Raw genomic sequence first — 16,077 nt, forward strand, 5'->3', positions numbered from 1 at the left:
AGGAAGGAGTTAGCTAGCCGACAGTCCAGTATATCTCCGAACTGCTGTCAATCGTTTCTACGGCGACCGCCTGTCGCTGGCGACGGAGTCGAAAACTGCGATGGCAGCCCGCCTCAGACCGCGAGATATTCCGCTATCGCGTCCTCGTCGGCAATCGTCGACGGGCCGAGTTCGTCGACGACTGTGCCACGCTCCATCGCGTAACAGCGGTCAGCCATCTCGCGGATGACCCCGAGGTTCTGCTCGACGAATAGAATCGTCGTCCCGAGGTCGTCGTTGATCGTCTGCATGTCCTGACTGATCTGGTCAACGATCGAGGGCTGGATGCCCTCGGACGGTTCATCGAGCAAGAGCAGGTCAGGGTTCGAGACCAGTGCGCGGCCGATGGCGAGCATCTGCTGTTGCCCGCCCGAGAGCGTGCCGGCTTCCTGGCTGGCCCGCTCTTCCAGGACCGGGAAGTAATCGTATATCTGGTCGTACAGCGTCTCGTCGCTGTCTGACCGGATGGTCTCGCCCATCTTGATGTTCTGCTCGACGGTTAGCTTGGGGAACACGTCGCGGCCCTGCGGAATGTAGCCGATACCGGCCCGGGCGCGTTCGTCGGCACTCGCGTGGGTTACGTCAGTGCCATCGTAGCTGATGGCCCCATCGCTGGGCTCCAGCAATCCCATCACCGTCTTCAGGAGCGTCGTCTTGCCGACGCCGTTTTTCCCCATCACGCCGACGATTTCTCCTTCTTCGACAGAGAGGTCCACGTCCCGCAGTATCGGTGTCGTGTCGTAGGCAGCGGTGACACCGTCGAGTTCGAGCATCACGACTCACCTCCAAGATATATCCGCTGGACCTCGGGGTCCGACTCTATCTCCTCGATCGGCCCTTCGCGGAACACCTCGCCGTTGTGCAGGACAGTCACTTCTTCGGCGATGCTCGCGACGAAATCGGTGTCGTGCTCGATGACGACGAAGGCGATCCCTTGCTCCTCGTTGAGCCGCGTGATCCGCTCGGCGATGGCTTCCCGTTCGGCCACGTCAAGGCCGGCGACCGGCTCGTCCAGTAGCAGGAGGTCGGGTTCCAGCGCGGCGGCCATCCCGATTTCCAGTTGCTGTTGCTGCCCGTGTGAGAGCTGCCCGGCATCGACGTCCTCGTAGCCGGTGAGCCCCGCAGCCTCGATAGCCTCGGCGACCAGCCGCCGTCGCTTCTCCCCGTCGGCGAACTGCTGGACGGGAAGCCTGACGTTCTCTCTGACGCTCAGGTCACCGTACACGGACGGGACCTGGAATTTCATACTGATACCACGAGAGACCCGCTCGTGTGGGTCAAGGTCGGTGATGTCGTGGCCGTTGTAGTAGATACTGCCGTCGGTCGCCTCGTACGAGCCGGTAATCAGGTTCAGCAGCGTCGACTTGCCAGCGCCGTTGGGGCCGATGAGACAGCGGAGCTCTCCCTCGGCGACCGAGAAATCTACGTCGTCGGTGGCAGTGAATCCGCCGAACTGCTTGACCAGCCCGTCGGTCTGCAGCAGCGTCTCCGTTCTGTCTCCCGTTGCCAGTTCCGCAGCGGTCTGTCGGACGTTCGGTCCGAGCGAGTCGACCTCGGATTCGGTTTCAGTATCACTCATTAATCACTCACCTCACTCGACGCGTCGGGTGCGTCAGCCCCGCCGGCTTCGCCCGGGCCGAGTCGAGTTTCGACAAGCTGCTCGTGGAGCCACGGAACGAAGCCACTCGGAAGGACCAGAATCGTCACCAGCAACAGGGTCCCAAGCAGGACCAGCGCCAGCTCTCCAGCCATCGAGATGCGGAGGTATTCGACGGCGAGCGTTGCAACGACGGCCCCGAGCAGACTCTTTCGGCCACCGATACTCACCCAGATGACCGGCAGCGTCGCGAACAGCAGCGAGAACACGGTGGGGTCGATGTAGACGTTCCGTGCAGCGTACAGTACGCCGGACAGGCCCGCCAGCGCTCCCCCGAGCGTGAACACGACGAACTTGACGCGAGTCACGTTGTAGCCGAACATCTCGGTTCGGTCCTCGTCCTCCCGGACAGCGACCATCACGCGGCCGTAGTCGGAGTTAACGAGGATACGCAGTCCGAGATACGTCCCGACCAGCAGGAGGAGGACGAGGTAGTAGAACGGGCTGATCTCGAACGATCCGATTCCGATAACCCGCATCGGGAACGGGTTGTACATGAACTGGTAGGAAGCCCCCTCGACGCCAAGCGTCAACACCGGAATGTCCGGCATTCCGTTGAAGCCGCCAAGCGCCGCCTCGCCGATAGCCCACTCGGACCCCGCGGTCTGGGCCATGAACGTGTGCATGACGATCGTCGAGACGAGCGTGATTATGGTGACGTAGACGTCTCGCACCCCGCCGTAGAACATGAAGTAGCCCAGTATCGCCGCGCTGACGCCCCCGCCGACAATGCCGGCGACGACGGCAGCCGTGATACCGCCCGGGGTCGCGAAGTTGATCGAGACGACGCCGAACGTGTAGGCTCCGATGCCAAAGAAGACGACCTGGCCGAAGCTCAGCACGCCCGAGTAGCCCCAGACGATTGACAGCGAAAGCCCCAGCAAGGCAAGCACCATGAACAGCGACAGCTGTGAGCCGTCACCGAACGCTGGGTAGACGGCGAGCGCCGCCACGGCGACGACGAAGCCGACCCAGAACCCGCGGGACTCCCCTATCGTGTTCGGCCCCTCGAACCGACTCCGGAGCCGACTCGCGAGAGACCTGTTCGCCTCGCCGGTTGCACTATCTGTCGACATCTAGTCGCTCTCCTGTCTCCGTTGCCGCAGTTGTTCGATGAAGCCGGTGATGCCATCGGGAAGGAACCGGAGCGCGATGAGCGCGGCGACGAGCAGCGCGATACGACCGATGAACGTCCCGTAGAGGTTCGAGAACGTGGCTAGAATCGCCCCGAGGACACCCCCCGACAGCGCGGTCCCGAGGACGACGCTCGGCCCCCCGACAACGACGGCAACGAACGCCTCAACCAGGAACTGGTCACCCAGCGTCGGCTGCATCGTGATGACTGGTGCGAACAGCGCGCCCGTCAGCCCGGCCAACGCCGATCCGAACCCGAACGTCAGCATGTACATTCGGTCGGTGTTGACGCCCATGGCCTGTGCCGTTTCCTTATCCTGTATCGTCGCCCGGGCGCGCATTCCGAAGTCAGTCCGGGTGAACAGGTAATATGTGGCCAGAAGCAGCCCGATGCTGACGCCGGCCAGGACGATCCGGTACGTCGAGTACGAGAACTCCCCGTACGAGATTGCGCCGAACGGCGTGGCTATCTGGTCGATTGAGTTGCCGAAGCGGATTCGGGCCCCCTGAGTCAGTATCAGGCTGAGCCCGAACGTGGCGACCATCGAATCGGCCAGACGGTCGTACAGGGGGTCGATAACATCCCGGCCCAGCGTCCGTTGGCTGATGTAATTGGGCCAGGCTCCGGAGATAATCACCCGCTCGGTCAGAATCCCGAAGAGGCCGGTGACCAGACCGCCAACGAGCATCGCCACGACGAGCGGGAGGCCGAGTTGCGTCACGGCCAGCGTTGCGGTGTAGGCACCGATGAGGATGAACTCCCCGTGTGCCAGATTGATGACGCCCATGATCCCGAAGATAATGGCCAACCCCGCCGCGGCGAGCACGATGAACGCGAAGCTATCGAGGAACTGAAGCGCGAGGTTGATCCCGTTTACCATCCCTACTCGGCCTCCTCGTAGTAGTCCACCGGGGTGTACTGGGTCTGCTCCGGGTTCTCGGGGAGGTTACAGCCGGCCGTCTCCGAGAGGAACGTCTCGGGGATCTGGCGGTTCTCGACGGCTTCGACGTTGTGCTCGTCGTCGGCGCGCATGATCCACATGTGATGGTCGACGTGGTGGGTCGCGCCGTCGAGACGGATCGTCTCGCCTTCCGGTGCTTCAGGTGCCTCCTCGGTGCCGAGTTCGATGCCCGACTCCAGGGCATCGATGACTTCCGGCTGTTCGGTGGTTCCGGCCTGCTCGACGGCTTTCTTGTACATGTACGTCGAGAAGTAGTTGGTCTCGGCTTCCTCGTTGAGGTAGGGCGCGTCGGGGTACATCTCGAAGTACCGGTCGACGAAGCCACCGTCGCCCGTGTTGCTCTCGGTCGGCACCTCCTCCATGTAGTTGACGCCGGCGTAGATGTTGGCCATCGCCGGGGCGTCGAGCCGCCGGTGCTCGTACCCCTGTGCCATCGCCGTCGAGGTGCCGATCGGGATGTCGAGCCCGGCAGAGGCTTTCTGTTCGTAGAACGACGTGTGGTTCGCCCCGACGAGCATCGACATGACGAAGTCCGGATCGGCCTCCTGAATCCGGTTGATCGTCGAGCCGAATGAAGACTCGCTCAGCGGAATGAACTCCTCGCCGAGGACGTTCGCGTCGTTTTCGTTGGCCAGCACCTTCACCCAGTCCGCGGAGAGCTGACCGAAGTTGTAGTCGGCCGCGATGGTGTAGATGTCCGGGCCGAACTCCTCGACCAGATACGGGAGCACGATACCGAGCTGTTGGCGGGCGGTCGGGCCGACTGCGAAGGTGAACTCGTCACAGACACCGCCCTCGTACTGCGTGGTGTAGAAGTAGAGCTGTTCGTTGCGGTCGATTATCGGCCGGATGGCCTCCCGGGTTGCCGAGGAGTAGCCGGCCCACAGGGCGTCGACGTTCTCCTCGTTGATCGCCGTGCGGGTCAGCTCCTGATAGCGCTGATTGTCCGACTGTGGGTCGCGCTGGAACGTCTCGATTTGCTTCCCGTCGATACCGCCGTTGGCGTTGATTTCCTCGATAGCGAGCATCGACGCCTTTGCCTTCGGGTCGCCGACGAGGGCGAAGTTCCCGGACTGGTCCTCCAGCACCCCGATTTTGAGGGTGTCGGTGCTGCTTGCCGTGTCCGTGGAGGTCCCGCCTTCGCCGGCGGAACAGCCGGCGAGGCCGGTGACGAGTGCGGCCCCGCTCGCGCCGAGGAACTGTCGGCGGCTGAGAGGGGACCGACTCATGCTTTCACCTCCGATGCGATGTATTTGCTATGGCTGTTGTGTCTATCATGATTGGCCATATTTCGTTCTTTATTCACTATATCCTGACATTCGTCCATGATTTCGTTCACAATGTTGCCGTCCGGGAGGTGGCAAATAAGGTTTGCCACTTTTATCTTATATTGTCCACCACACAGTCTTGACAGTATAAGGTCGTCAAAGGATATGACGAATAATCACCTGAGCCGATAGTATTAACGAGAATATTTAGATTTTTCCGCAATTTTGATTCCTAATTGGTCGATGCGGCAAAAGCAGAGATTATGATAGTAATCTTGTCACATCGACTTGGCTCACCGCTGTCGGCGAGTTTTGCGTTCTCAGTCCGCAAATCACCCGTTATATTCTCGCCCGCGTCACAGGAGCAGTCCCCGTCGACACTGCCGACAGACTGGACGTGAGTCGTGTTGACTCCCGGAAGTAGGACAGTTCGATAGTCGAACCCCTTTATATAGGTCTGAAACTTTAGCATTTAATCCGATTCTCGATATAGAGGCGTCACTTGCGCAGAGAGCAATCATTTTAGTATGTGTATTCAAAGAGGTGGGCAGATGATAGACAAACAGTCAGAAATTCTCGGGATGGTGGCGCGATGAGTGACGGACTCGTGCCTGGCGAGGTCATCCCAGGCGAGGGGACAGTGTCGCTGAACGAAGGTCGGGAAACGACGGAAGTGACTGTCGGGAACACCGGCGATAGGCCCTCGCAAGTCGGATCGCACTTCCACTTCTTCGAGGCCAACGCGGCCCTGGAGTTCGACCGCGAGGCGGCCATGGGGATGCGGCTGAACATCCCAGCCGGCACGGCCGTCCGGTTCGAACCCGGCGACGAGCAGACAGTCGAACTCGTCGAAATCGGCGGGAAGCGCCGCGCTCATGGAATGAACGGATTGGTCAACGGGAGCGTCGACGGCGATACGAGCAACGCCGTCGAACGCATGCGTGCAGCCGGGTTCGGGGATACCGGCGAGGAAGCAGCGGACGACAGCGACGCGGAGTCCGACCAATGACACGAGATATCGACCGCGAGAACTACGCCGAGCTATACGGGCCGACGACGGGCGATAAAATCCGGCTCGGCGACACGGAGCTGTTCGCCGAAGTCGAAGAGGACCTGCGCACCCACGGAGACGAGGCGGTGTTCGGCGGCGGGAAGACGCTCCGGGACGGGCTGGGAATGGCTCCCGGCGTCACACAGGCAGAGGGCGCGCTCGACTGGGTGCTGACGAACGCGACGATCATCGATCCGATACTCGGTATCGTCGCCGCCGACATCGGGATTCGCAACGGGGAAATCGCCGGCATCGGGAAGGCCGGCAACCCCGACACGATGGACGGCGTCGACATGGTCGTCGGCCCGTCGACGGATGTCTACCCAGCCGAGGGGAAGATCGCCACCGCTGGCGGCCTCGATATCCACGTCCACTTCAACTCCGCCCAGCTCCACGAACACGCGCTGTCGGGTGGAATCACGACGATGTTTGGCGGGGGGTACGGTGGCGGCGCGACCACCTGTACAACCGGCCCTGAGAACGTCAAGCGGTTCCTGCAGGCCGCCGAAGCGTGGCCGGTCAACGTCGGCTTCTACGGAAAGGGGAACGCCTCCGACCCCGGCCCGCTCCGCGAGCAGGTCAGGGCCGGTGCCTGCGGGCTGAAACTCCACGAGGACTGGGGGTCGACGCCGGAGACGATCGACACCTGTCTCGAAGTCGCCGAAGACGAGGACGTGCAGGTGTGCATGCACACAGATACGCTGAACGAAGCTGGGTTCCTCGAGAACACCTTCGGTGCCGTCGATGGTCGAACCATGCACCTGTTCCACATCGAGGGCGCTGGCGGGGGTCACGCGCCAGACATCATGGAGATGGTCGGCGAGCCGAACATGCTCCCGTCGTCGACGAACCCGTCGATGCCCTACACCGACAACACGTTCGACGAGCATCTGGACATGGTGATGGTGTGTCACCATCTCAACCCCGACGTACCGGAGGACGTGGCCTTCGCCGAATCCCGCGTTCGCGCGGAGACCATCGCTGCCGAGGACGTGCTCCACGACATGGGTGCGATCTCGATGATGACCTCGGACTCCCAGGCGATGGGCCGGATAGCCGAAGTCATCCCGCGGACGTGGCAGACGGCCTCGAAGATGAAATCCCAGCGTGGCCCGCTGCCCGAGGACGAAGGGACCGGCGCGGACAACCACCGTATCAAGCGCTATATCGCCAAATACACCGTCAACCCCGCTATCAGCGCCGGCATCGAAGAGCACGTCGGGACACTCGAACCCGGCAAGCTTGCCGATATCTGCCTGTGGGACCCCGCCTTCTTCGGCGTCAAGCCGGCGATGACGTTCAAGGGCGGCTTCCCGGTCCACTCGGAGATGGGCGAAGCCAACGGGTCACTGATGACCTGCGAGCCGATCCTCCAGCGCGAACGCGCCGGTGCGGTCGGCAAGGCCAAGTACGCCCTTTCGCTGTCGTTCGTCTCCCCGGCGGCCGCCGAGGCCGGCATCGACGAGGAGTACGGGCTTGACTCCCGTGTCGTTCCAATCGAGGGTGCGCGGACGCCCGGCAAGGACGACATGGTGCACAACAGCTACTGTCCGGACGACATCGAAGTCGACCCGGAGACCTTCGAGGTCCGGGTCGACGGCGACCACGTCACCTGTGAACCGTCTTCCGAACTCCCACTCGCGCAGCGATACATGCTATGAAACTCACAGCCAAAGAACAGGAGCGACTCACGGTCTTTACTGCTGCAGAGGTCGCGCGGCGCCGCAAGGAACGCGGCGTCCCGCTGAACCACCCCGAAGCCGTCGCCTACATCAGCGACTGGTGCATCGAGCGCGGCCGGGACGGCCAGTCAGTCGCCGAAATCCGCTCCGGCGCGTCGAAACTGCTCGGCCGCGAGGACGTGATGGACGGCGTCCCGGAGATGATTGATATGATTCAGGTCGAACCAGTGTTCCCCGACGGGACGAAACTGGTCACGGTTCACGACCCGATTCGCTCAGACAGCGTCGGGTCGGCAGACGACGAAACGACAGAGACAGAAGCGGCGACCGACGGCGGGGACTCGGCGGGGACAGACGAATGAGTCTCACACACCGCGATGTAGCAACAGTCGGCATCGGCGGCCCGGTCGGCTCCGGGAAGACGTCGCTACTGACTGCGCTCGTTCCCGAACTGCGCGACCAGGGCCTTGACGTGGGCGTCATCGCCAACGACATCCTCACACAGGAGGATGCCGATGTGCTCCGCGAGCGCTTCGCCGGCGTCGTCCCCGAAGACCTCGTCGCCGGCGTCGAGACCGGCGCGTGTCCGCACACGGGCATCCGCGAGGACCCGTCGATGAACCTCCAGCAGATCGATTCGTTCCTCGCCGAGCATCCGGAGCTGGACCTCGTGCTGGTCGAGAGCGGCGGCGACAACCTCGCGGCGACGTTCAACCCCGAACTCGCCGACTACTCGCTGTACGTCATTTCGGTCGCGGAGGGCGAAGACATCCCTCGCAAACGCGGCCCGGGAGTCGTCGACTGCGACCTGCTCGTCGTCAACAAGACCGACCTCGCCCCCCACGTCGGCGTCGACCTCGACGTGATGGAACGGGACGCTAACGAGGTTCGGGGCGGCCCCGTCGTCTTCACCAACTGCAAAGAGGAGACGAATATCGACGAGGTGCTGTCACACGTCCGCGACGGGGTGCTGTTCGCCTGATGGCCGCCGACGCGCCCCATCCGGCGTTCGAGGGGTATGCGACCGAAGCGGTGCCACAGGCCGCCGTGGGGTCCCCCGGGAAAGACGGCGTGCTCGAACTGACCTTCGAACGGACAGCTGAGGGAACGACCCTGGTCCACGACTACGCGACGGTCCCGTTCCACATCTCGGGAACGCTGGGCTACGACCCACTCCCCGAGGCCGATACCGTCTTCATCCAGTCGCCGACTGGCGGCGTCGCCCAGGGTGACCGCCACGACGTGTCGATAACCGTCAGGGACGAGGCCGTCGCACACGTCTCGACACAGAGTTCGACGAAAGTCCAGTCGATGACGTGTAACTACGCCGCCGCCGACACGACGCTTCGCGTCGGCGATGGCGGCCACCTAGACTACGTCCCCGAACCCACGATCCTCCACGCCGATTCCCGGTACCTGCAGGAACTGACCGTCGATCTGGCCCCCGGCGCGACTGCCGTTGTCAGCGACGTGGTCGTCCCGGGCCGTCTCGCCCGGGGCGAACGGTTCGAGTTCGAACGATACCTCTCCCGGGTGTGCGGGACCGGGCCCGACGGCCTCCTGTTCGAGGACGCGACCCACCTGACGCCCGAGGAGGAGGACCCCACGGCCCCCGGCGTTCTGGGCGAGTTCACTGTTTACGGGACGACGTTCGTTCTCGCACCGGACCATGACGAGGCCAGACTGAGCGACGCGCTCCACGCAGTCGTCACTGAGAGTGAGGCCCGGGCCGGCGCGACAGCGTTGCCGAACGGTGCCGGCGTCGCCGTTCGTGCCCTCGGCGACCGCGCCGAGACCGTCCAGTCGACGCTCCACGCGGCCTGGGACCACGCACGCACCGAGCTATTGGACGCGCCTGCACCGTCCGGGAGAAAGTACTGATGCTGGTCGCAGACACGTATCTCGGCCACCGCGACGACAAATCCGTCGCCGAGGCCGTCGAAGCGACTGACAGCACCACTGTCGTACTCTCGGACACCGAACGCCGTCGGTCCAGAGTCCGCACTGAGACGATAAACGGCCGCGACCTCGGTATCGTTGTCGCCCACGACCTCGCGGATGGAGACGTACTGGAAGCCGAGGACGGCACTCTCGTCGTCGTCGAACTCGCCGCAATCGAGGCTCTCGTGCTCGATTTCGCTGATAGCGAGGTTTCGCCGACCGCAGCGCTGGAACTCGGTCACGCAGTCGGAAACAGACACTGGAACCTCGCAGTCCGTGGGACGGAGGCCCTGTTTCCCGTAACCGACTCGAAGGAGCGGATGGAGAAGACGGTCGCCGACCTGCTCCCTGCGGACGTACCGACGCGATACGAGTACGTGCCACCGACGACGTTCGACGATGACGGCGTCGATCACACCCACGGTGACGGCACCGATACACATGACGACGGTGGCCACAGCCACGGCGGCGCTGGCCACGCCCACGACCACGGCGTCCGTACTATTGACGGAGGGGACCAGTGAGCGACGCTGCGACGCTCGAATCGTTCCGCCTCGCGGATTCGTTCCTGCCAGTCGGGACCTACACCGTCTCGTACGGGCTGGAGCAGTTCATTCAGGACGACCGGGTCGAAGACGCGGCAGGCCTCGAAGCGCTCCTGTCGACGTACCTCCGACGGCAAGTCGGCCCCGCCGAACTCGTCGCGCTCCGGGCAGCACACGCCGCTGCGACCGATGGCGATATCGACGCAATCTGTCGGGCTGACCGGCGGCTTTCGGCCGTGACGCTGGCCGCAGAGTTCCGTGAGAGTGCCCAGCAGTCAGGCGACCGGTTGCTCTCGCTCCAGACCGACCTTCGTGACGAGACGACACTAGACAGGTACGCGGAGCGCGTTGACACCGACGAAACACCCGGGAACTATGCCGTCGTGCTCGGCGTCGTGACGGCGCTGGCCGACGTGGCCGTCCGCGAGGCCTGCTTGCTGTGCTGTCACGGCTTCGTCACCGGACTGCTGGGCGCTGCCCAGCGTCTTCTGTCACTCGGCCACACGGATGCCCAGCGGATTCTGGACGAACTACAGCCGGTGATGACGGCCGTTGTCGAGGAGAGTGCTGACGGAGCAGTGGATGCGATGACGCCGTTCGCCCCACTGGTAGACGTATTGGCTGCCGAGCACGAACGTGCGGAGCGGCGGCTGTTCGCCAGTTAATCCTCGTACGTTCGAGCGCAACAGTACGAGCAGTCCCGTTCTCGAACCGACCTTCGTAGGAAGCGAAAAACCGAGAGGTCCCGGTGCTCAGTGTTGACCGTTATTCAGCCTTCCCAACAAGCAAGAACGTCTCCGGTCGCACCGCCTCGAACTCAACCGTGAACCCGTGCTGTCGGAGTGCGTTCGTGGCCTCGTCAGCGGAAAACCGTTCATCGACGGGCGGGCCGTTGCGACCACTGCCGGAAGCCGCCCAATCGGCGATTGCGAGCGTCCCACCAGATTTGAGCACCCGCGCAATCTCGCTCAGCGCCTCGTCGTTGGCGAACTCGTGGTACGTCATCGTCGAAAACGCCGCGTCGAGACTACTGCTATCGAACGGGAGGTCATCGATCCCACTCGTCACGAGATCGACGTTGTCTGGGACACCTTTCTCACGGTAGTAGTCGTGCATCGCTTCTTGAATATCTACGGCGTACACGTGGTCGACACCCGGTGCAACATCGTCGGTGTAGAAGCCGGTCCCGCTCCCGAGGTCTGCGACCGTTTCGTCACGACTGGCCGACAGCGCCCAGCGGAGTTCTTCCGCGGAGAGGGAACGATACCGTTGCTGTGCGTCTTCGAGCTTGTCGGCCCGGCCGGCATCGAACGTATGATACCCCATATTAGAGGTTCTGGAACGCCTCGTCGACGATTTCACCAGTGTCGGCGACGATGTCTGCCATCTCCTCGTTGTCGGGTGCCATCCCGACGAGGCGGGCGATACGCATAATCGAGACGTGATAGACGCGCTGTTGTCCGGGCTCTTCCTCCCAGATGACGACGTTACAGGCCATGAGCGCACCGAGTTTGTTGTCTGTCGCGTCGAGGGCGCGGTCAGCGACTTCTGGGTTGCAGGCACCCAACACGTAGTACGGATCACGGGCCGCGTCGACCTTCTCGTTGAGCATCTCGGAGGGCGAGAACTCGACGGGGACACCGAATCCGGCGTCGGTGAACACGTCCCGGACGTGTTCGATCGCGTCTTCATGACTCATGTCGAGCGTCGCCTGTTGTTCGCCGATGTCTTCAGGGTCGATCTGGCTCGGGTCGATTGGGAGTACCATTAGTGTGTTATATTGTGCCTACAGAACAAAGTCTCTTCGGATACACTGTCAGAACAATGAGTGAGTTTTAAACTGTTTATCGAGCAGAAAGGTCACTACTCGTCGATGTTACAACTGTAGCTTGTCGGCCGGATATGGACTACTAGCCGGCCCCTCAGAAGAGACATGGCTACAAAGTGGTCAGTAAATTAGGTCGGTAGCGAGTACTAGCACGATTTCTGAGCCGGATACGCTTCTGAAATTCCACCAGACAATTAACGCCAATCGGTAGCCGATGTCAAACGGCCTTGCTCAATTAGGGGTTGCGCAAAGGGACGACGGGAACGCCAAGCATGGAGATCCACAGTTGGTGAGGTTCCACTCTTGAATCTCGATAGACTCTCACAGAGACAATAGTATTGTACTAAATGTGCAAATATACAAGTGAGTACGGTGCGAATATCGTAGTGATGACTGACGAGCTAGAGGAGATCAGACGAGAAAAACTGAACGAGCTTCGTAGCCGAGACGAGTCGGATAGTACCGACGAATCTGAATCAGGAAACCTCTCCGACCCGGTTTCGATCGATGGAAAAGCCGAGTTGTCCGACATAACCACCGATAACGACGTGGTTCTGGTCGACTTCTACGCCGATTGGTGTGGGCCGTGCCAGATGCTCGAACCCGTCGTCGAAACCGTCGCCGCCGAGACCGCTGCGACAGTGGCGAAAATCGACGTCGACGCGAATCAGGAACTCGCCGCAGAGTACGGCGTTCGGGGTGTCCCGACGCTGGTTCTATTTGCTGACGGGGAGCCGGTCGAGCGACTCGTCGGAATGCAGGACGAAGCACAACTGCGTTCCGTTATCGCAGAATACGCCTGATTCGGGCGCTTAGGCACACTTGGGGCGAAACGGGAAGCAAAACCCATCTCATAAGCCAGGGAACTCGCAGCGATTCGTCTGGACACCTACCGGACGGTCGTGTACAACGTTTCACTCAGCGCTCGCGTCTTAACAGTCAATAGCCCACAGTATTGTATTCTCTTCGAAATACTTTTGCGTATACTGATCTAATTACAAGGTATGGCCGATATGTCGTTGGTCGTCGACCACTCGAAAATGGTCTTGACGGCAGCAAATATCCTCGACGGCAATGACCACGCATGAGCAACGCGACTCCCCTCGCCTACGTTCGAGACCATCCCAGTCGATGTGCTCGTCGACAATGCAACCGTCTACACGAGACTGCCGGTAGTGTGGGCCTCACAGCTAGCCCCGTAGCAGTCCGCCGAGATTTGTTTTCCCTGGATTGACCGCTCCGGTGGTCACCGTGCATCGAGTAAGACTTAGGTATCTGTAATGTGTACTTGTGGGTATGGAGAACAATATTGGTGCCACTGACAGACTGACCCGCATCGCTGTTGGCCTCGGGCTGGCAGTTGTTGGACTGGCGACGCTCGGCGGCCTGTTGGGTCTGGAGACGACAGTCGGTGCTGTCGTGACACTGCTTGGTGTCGTCCTCGTCGCGACTGGCCTCGTCCGGGTGTGTCTCCTGTACCGACTGGTGGGTATCGACACGTCGGGTTCTCGGTAGGAATGGACCGGTTCCAGAACACCGGCCAGCCCGACTGGGACTGGTGGAGCAAACTCTGGCCGACGCCGGGCGCGACGCTCCGGACACTCGGCGTCGAGTCCGGCGAGTCCGTCGCCGAGGTTGGCTGTGGCAGCGGGTACTTTGCGCTCCCGGCCGCCCGTATCGTCGAGCCCGAGCCGGTGTACGCGCTCGATCTGGATGCGGCCCTCCTCGACGAACTCGAACACCTCGCCGCTCAACAGGGGGTCGAGAACATCGTTCCGATCCACGGCGACGCCCGGAACTTGTCTTCGGCGCTCCCCACCCGGGTAAACACACTCGTGGTAGCAAATACGTTACACGGCGTCGACGACCAGTCCGGCTTTATTCAGCAGGCGTTCCGTGCGATTGAGCCAGGCGGGAGCCTGCTCGTCGTGAACTGGCACGACCGTCCACGCGAAGCCACGACCGTCGCGGGCGAACCGCGAGGACCGCCGACAGCGCTTCGGATGACACCCGAGGAAACTGAGGAAGCGGTGCTCTCTGCGTCGGATTTCACGCTTGAGAGCCAGGTCGAACTGCCGCCGTACCACTACGCCCTCGTGTTTACCCGATAGATATAGCGTCGCGCTCCCAGCGGTGCTGTACTCGCCACACCTGCGATAATCTTGTTTCACTGCGCTGACCCAATTTTTCATAATCTTGGAATTTACGCACAATACTAATACGGATGAGGCCTAACTACCTCCTGTGAGACTCCCATGACTGACATCGAACCTGACGAAACCGTCGACGCCCGAGGCGCAGCCTGTCCCGGTCCGCTGATGGACCTCATCGGACAGATCCGAGATGCCGAAGCCGGTGACGTGGTTCGGCTCCTGAGCGACAGCGACCAGTCGCTCACGGACGTTCCGGAGTGGGCCGAAGAGGCCGACAACGAACTGCTTGCCGTCGAGGAGTTCGACGATCATAACGCGTTCTACGTGGAGAAATCATGACTGAGCACGTCGTCATCGTCGGCGGCGGGACCGGTGGCACCGTCCTCGCGAACGACCTCGCCGATCGACTCGATGCCGAACTCGACGCCGGCGACGTCCGAGTCACGCTGGTCAACGACGGGTCCGACCACGTGTACAAGCCAGTCTGGCTGTACGTGCCGTTCGGCCAACGCGAACCGGAAGACGGTCGGCGACCGCTCGATGAACTCGTCGACGACGCCGTCGATCTTCGAATCGATCGCGTGACCGAAATCGACACCGAAGCCCAGCGACTACGGTTCGACGGCACCGCCCCGGCAGTCGACTACGACTACCTCGTGCTGGCGACCGGGTCGACGCTAGAGCCCGAACGGATTCCCGGCCTCGCGGAAGGCGGGTACGATTACTACAGTGAGGCGGGCTCGACCGCCCTCCGTGACGAACTGCTGGAGTTCACCGAGGGGCATCTCGTGTTGAGCGTCATCGGGACGCCCCATATGTGCCCGGCTGCACCACTCGAGTTCGTCTTCATGGCCGACGACTGGCTCCGCGAGCGCGGGCTCCGCGAGGACGTCGACATCACCTACACGTACCCGATCCAGCGCGTCCACGGCAACCCCCATATCGCCGAGTGGGCCCGGCCGATCATGGACGACCGCGGCATCGAGGTCGAGACGTTCTTCAACGCCGAGTCGATTGATCCCGAGGCGAAGACCATCACGTCGATGGAGGGGACCGAACTCGACTACGATCTCCTCGTGACGATTCCACCCCACGGCGGTATCGACCTCATCGAAGAGGCGGGGCTCGGCGACAATGGCTGGGTCGACGTCGACAAGCACACGCTCGAAGCGCAGGCTGTCGACAACGTCTACGCGCTCGGCGATACCGCCGACACCGGCGTCCCGAACGCGGGCAGCGTCGCCCACTACCAGGCCGGCGTCGTCGGGCAGCGCCTCGCCAGCGAAATCCGCGGTCGTCCGCCGACAGCGACCTACGACGGGAAGACGCTGTGTTTCATCGAGACGGGAATGGACGCGGCGTCGTTCGTCGAGTTCGACTACGAGAACCAGCCGTCGCCGGCACCGCCCTCGGAGAAACTCCACTGGTCGAAGCTGGCGTACAACGAGTCCTACTGGCTCACCGCACGGGGGTTGCTCTGACCATGTCCGGAGAACAGGTCTCCGAGCAGACCGACCTCGAAGCGGCGATCCAGCAGAACCCCGAAGCTGTCGCCGAGTTTATCGAACACCTCGACGCCGTCAACGAACTGCTGGACGTGCTCTCGCTGGGCGAGAGCGCGCTCTCCGACGAGATGGTGCGTGAGCTCTCGGCCACGGGCTCGACGCTCGCCGAGTCCGCAGACGGGCTTGCGACCGACGAGACCGTTGCCCTGGCCGAGACCGTCGGTGAGAACGGCGACGAGTTGCAGGATGCCCTCGAAACCCTGCTCGTGCTCCAGCGAAGCGGCACGCTCGACGAACTGGCCGAACTCGCCG

19 protein-coding genes and 1 pseudogene are annotated in these 16,077 nt (G+C 62.3%); 13 read left to right on the plus strand and 7 right to left on the minus strand.

Annotated features, from left to right (window positions below; all coding sequences use genetic code 11):
* Window positions 1–113: 113 nt before the first annotated feature.
* The 5 genes from ACYJ11_RS17200 to ACYJ11_RS17220 are packed head-to-tail and all read right to left on the minus strand — an operon-like array spanning window position 114 to window position 5,021.
* Window positions 114–812, minus strand: a complete 699-nt coding sequence (locus tag ACYJ11_RS17200; protein ID WP_461648704.1) for an ABC transporter ATP-binding protein — start codon at window positions 810–812, stop codon at window positions 114–116.
* The gene (locus tag ACYJ11_RS17205) at window positions 812–1,618 is read right to left on the minus strand and encodes an ABC transporter ATP-binding protein (RefSeq protein WP_461648705.1); all 807 of its coding nucleotides are present in this window, start codon (window positions 1,616–1,618) and stop codon (window positions 812–814) included. Before ACYJ11_RS17205 ends, ACYJ11_RS17200 begins: the two co-directional genes overlap by 1 nt.
* On the minus strand, window positions 1,618–2,772 hold the full coding sequence (urtC, locus tag ACYJ11_RS17210; protein ID WP_461648706.1) for an urea ABC transporter, permease protein UrtC: 1,155 nt from the start codon (window positions 2,770–2,772) through the stop codon (window positions 1,618–1,620). The genes ACYJ11_RS17205 and urtC overlap by 1 nt, the downstream gene beginning before the upstream one ends.
* Window positions 2,773–3,711, minus strand: a complete 939-nt coding sequence (urtB, locus tag ACYJ11_RS17215; protein ID WP_461648707.1) for an urea ABC transporter, permease protein UrtB — start codon at window positions 3,709–3,711, stop codon at window positions 2,773–2,775.
* A gap of 2 nt (window positions 3,712–3,713) precedes the next feature.
* Window positions 3,714–5,021, minus strand: a complete 1,308-nt coding sequence (locus tag ACYJ11_RS17220) for an urea ABC transporter substrate-binding protein (protein WP_170098721.1) — start codon at window positions 5,019–5,021, stop codon at window positions 3,714–3,716.
* A 631-nt stretch (window positions 5,022–5,652) separates the two neighbouring features.
* Between ACYJ11_RS17220 and ACYJ11_RS17225 the strand changes: the two genes are divergently transcribed.
* From ACYJ11_RS17225 to ACYJ11_RS17255, 7 genes are read left to right on the plus strand one after another with little or no spacing between them, the layout of a single operon-like run.
* The gene (locus ACYJ11_RS17225; protein WP_461648708.1) at window positions 5,653–6,069 is read left to right on the plus strand and encodes an urease subunit beta; all 417 of its coding nucleotides are present in this window, start codon (window positions 5,653–5,655) and stop codon (window positions 6,067–6,069) included.
* Window positions 6,066–7,772, plus strand: a complete 1,707-nt coding sequence (gene ureC, locus ACYJ11_RS17230) for an urease subunit alpha (protein ID WP_461648709.1) — start codon at window positions 6,066–6,068, stop codon at window positions 7,770–7,772. Before ACYJ11_RS17225 ends, ureC begins: the two co-directional genes overlap by 4 nt.
* Window positions 7,769–8,155 carry an urease subunit gamma gene (locus ACYJ11_RS17235; protein ID WP_461648710.1) on the plus strand — a complete coding sequence of 129 codons (387 nt, stop codon included), beginning with the start codon at window positions 7,769–7,771 and terminating at the stop codon, window positions 8,153–8,155. Before ureC ends, ACYJ11_RS17235 begins: the two co-directional genes overlap by 4 nt.
* Window positions 8,152–8,775: an urease accessory protein UreG gene (gene ureG / locus ACYJ11_RS17240; RefSeq protein WP_461648711.1), complete on the plus strand. Its 624-nt coding sequence runs from the start codon at window positions 8,152–8,154 to the stop codon at window positions 8,773–8,775. The genes ACYJ11_RS17235 and ureG overlap by 4 nt, the downstream gene beginning before the upstream one ends.
* The gene (gene ureD / locus ACYJ11_RS17245; RefSeq protein ID WP_461648712.1) at window positions 8,775–9,674 is read left to right on the plus strand and encodes an urease accessory protein UreD; all 900 of its coding nucleotides are present in this window, start codon (window positions 8,775–8,777) and stop codon (window positions 9,672–9,674) included. The genes ureG and ureD overlap by 1 nt, the downstream gene beginning before the upstream one ends.
* Window positions 9,674–10,258 (plus strand): urease accessory protein UreE, encoded by a 585-nt coding sequence (locus tag ACYJ11_RS17250; protein ID WP_461648713.1) that lies wholly within the window; start codon window positions 9,674–9,676, stop codon window positions 10,256–10,258. Before ureD ends, ACYJ11_RS17250 begins: the two co-directional genes overlap by 1 nt.
* Window positions 10,255–10,944: an urease accessory protein UreF gene (locus ACYJ11_RS17255; RefSeq protein WP_188978386.1), complete on the plus strand. Its 690-nt coding sequence runs from the start codon at window positions 10,255–10,257 to the stop codon at window positions 10,942–10,944. The genes ACYJ11_RS17250 and ACYJ11_RS17255 overlap by 4 nt, the downstream gene beginning before the upstream one ends.
* Before the next feature lie 100 nt (window positions 10,945–11,044).
* Here the strand turns inward: ACYJ11_RS17255 and ACYJ11_RS17260 are convergent, their stop codons facing one another.
* Both ACYJ11_RS17260 and ACYJ11_RS17265 read right to left on the minus strand, forming a co-directional pair.
* Window positions 11,045–11,605 carry a class I SAM-dependent methyltransferase gene (locus ACYJ11_RS17260; protein ID WP_461648714.1) on the minus strand — a complete coding sequence of 187 codons (561 nt, stop codon included), beginning with the start codon at window positions 11,603–11,605 and terminating at the stop codon, window positions 11,045–11,047.
* A gap of 1 nt (window position 11,606) precedes the next feature.
* Entirely contained in the window at window positions 11,607–12,047 is a 441-nt protein-coding gene (locus tag ACYJ11_RS17265; protein ID WP_461648715.1) for a DUF302 domain-containing protein, read from the minus strand.
* A 449-nt stretch (window positions 12,048–12,496) separates the two neighbouring features.
* Between ACYJ11_RS17265 and trxA the strand changes: the two genes are divergently transcribed.
* The 6 genes and pseudogenes from trxA to ACYJ11_RS17295 all read left to right on the plus strand — a co-directional run.
* The gene (gene trxA, locus ACYJ11_RS17270; protein ID WP_461648716.1) at window positions 12,497–12,910 is read left to right on the plus strand and encodes a thioredoxin; all 414 of its coding nucleotides are present in this window, start codon (window positions 12,497–12,499) and stop codon (window positions 12,908–12,910) included.
* Between the two features lie 493 nt (window positions 12,911–13,403).
* The gene (locus ACYJ11_RS17275; protein WP_058991778.1) at window positions 13,404–13,622 is read left to right on the plus strand and encodes a YgaP family membrane protein; all 219 of its coding nucleotides are present in this window, start codon (window positions 13,404–13,406) and stop codon (window positions 13,620–13,622) included.
* 2 nt (window positions 13,623–13,624) lie between these two features.
* On the plus strand, window positions 13,625–14,218 hold the full coding sequence (locus ACYJ11_RS17280) for a class I SAM-dependent methyltransferase (protein ID WP_461648717.1): 594 nt from the start codon (window positions 13,625–13,627) through the stop codon (window positions 14,216–14,218).
* Between the two features lie 144 nt (window positions 14,219–14,362).
* Window positions 14,363–14,599, plus strand: a complete 237-nt coding sequence (locus ACYJ11_RS17285) for a sulfurtransferase TusA family protein (protein WP_461648718.1) — start codon at window positions 14,363–14,365, stop codon at window positions 14,597–14,599.
* On the plus strand, window positions 14,596–15,741 hold the full coding sequence (locus ACYJ11_RS17290) for an NAD(P)/FAD-dependent oxidoreductase (protein WP_461648719.1): 1,146 nt from the start codon (window positions 14,596–14,598) through the stop codon (window positions 15,739–15,741). Before ACYJ11_RS17285 ends, ACYJ11_RS17290 begins: the two co-directional genes overlap by 4 nt.
* 2 nt (window positions 15,742–15,743) lie before the next feature.
* Window positions 15,744–16,077: pseudogene (locus ACYJ11_RS17295) on the plus strand (DUF1641 domain-containing protein); the annotation flags it as partial.

Source organism: Haloarcula sp. H-GB5 (genome assembly GCF_054850705.1).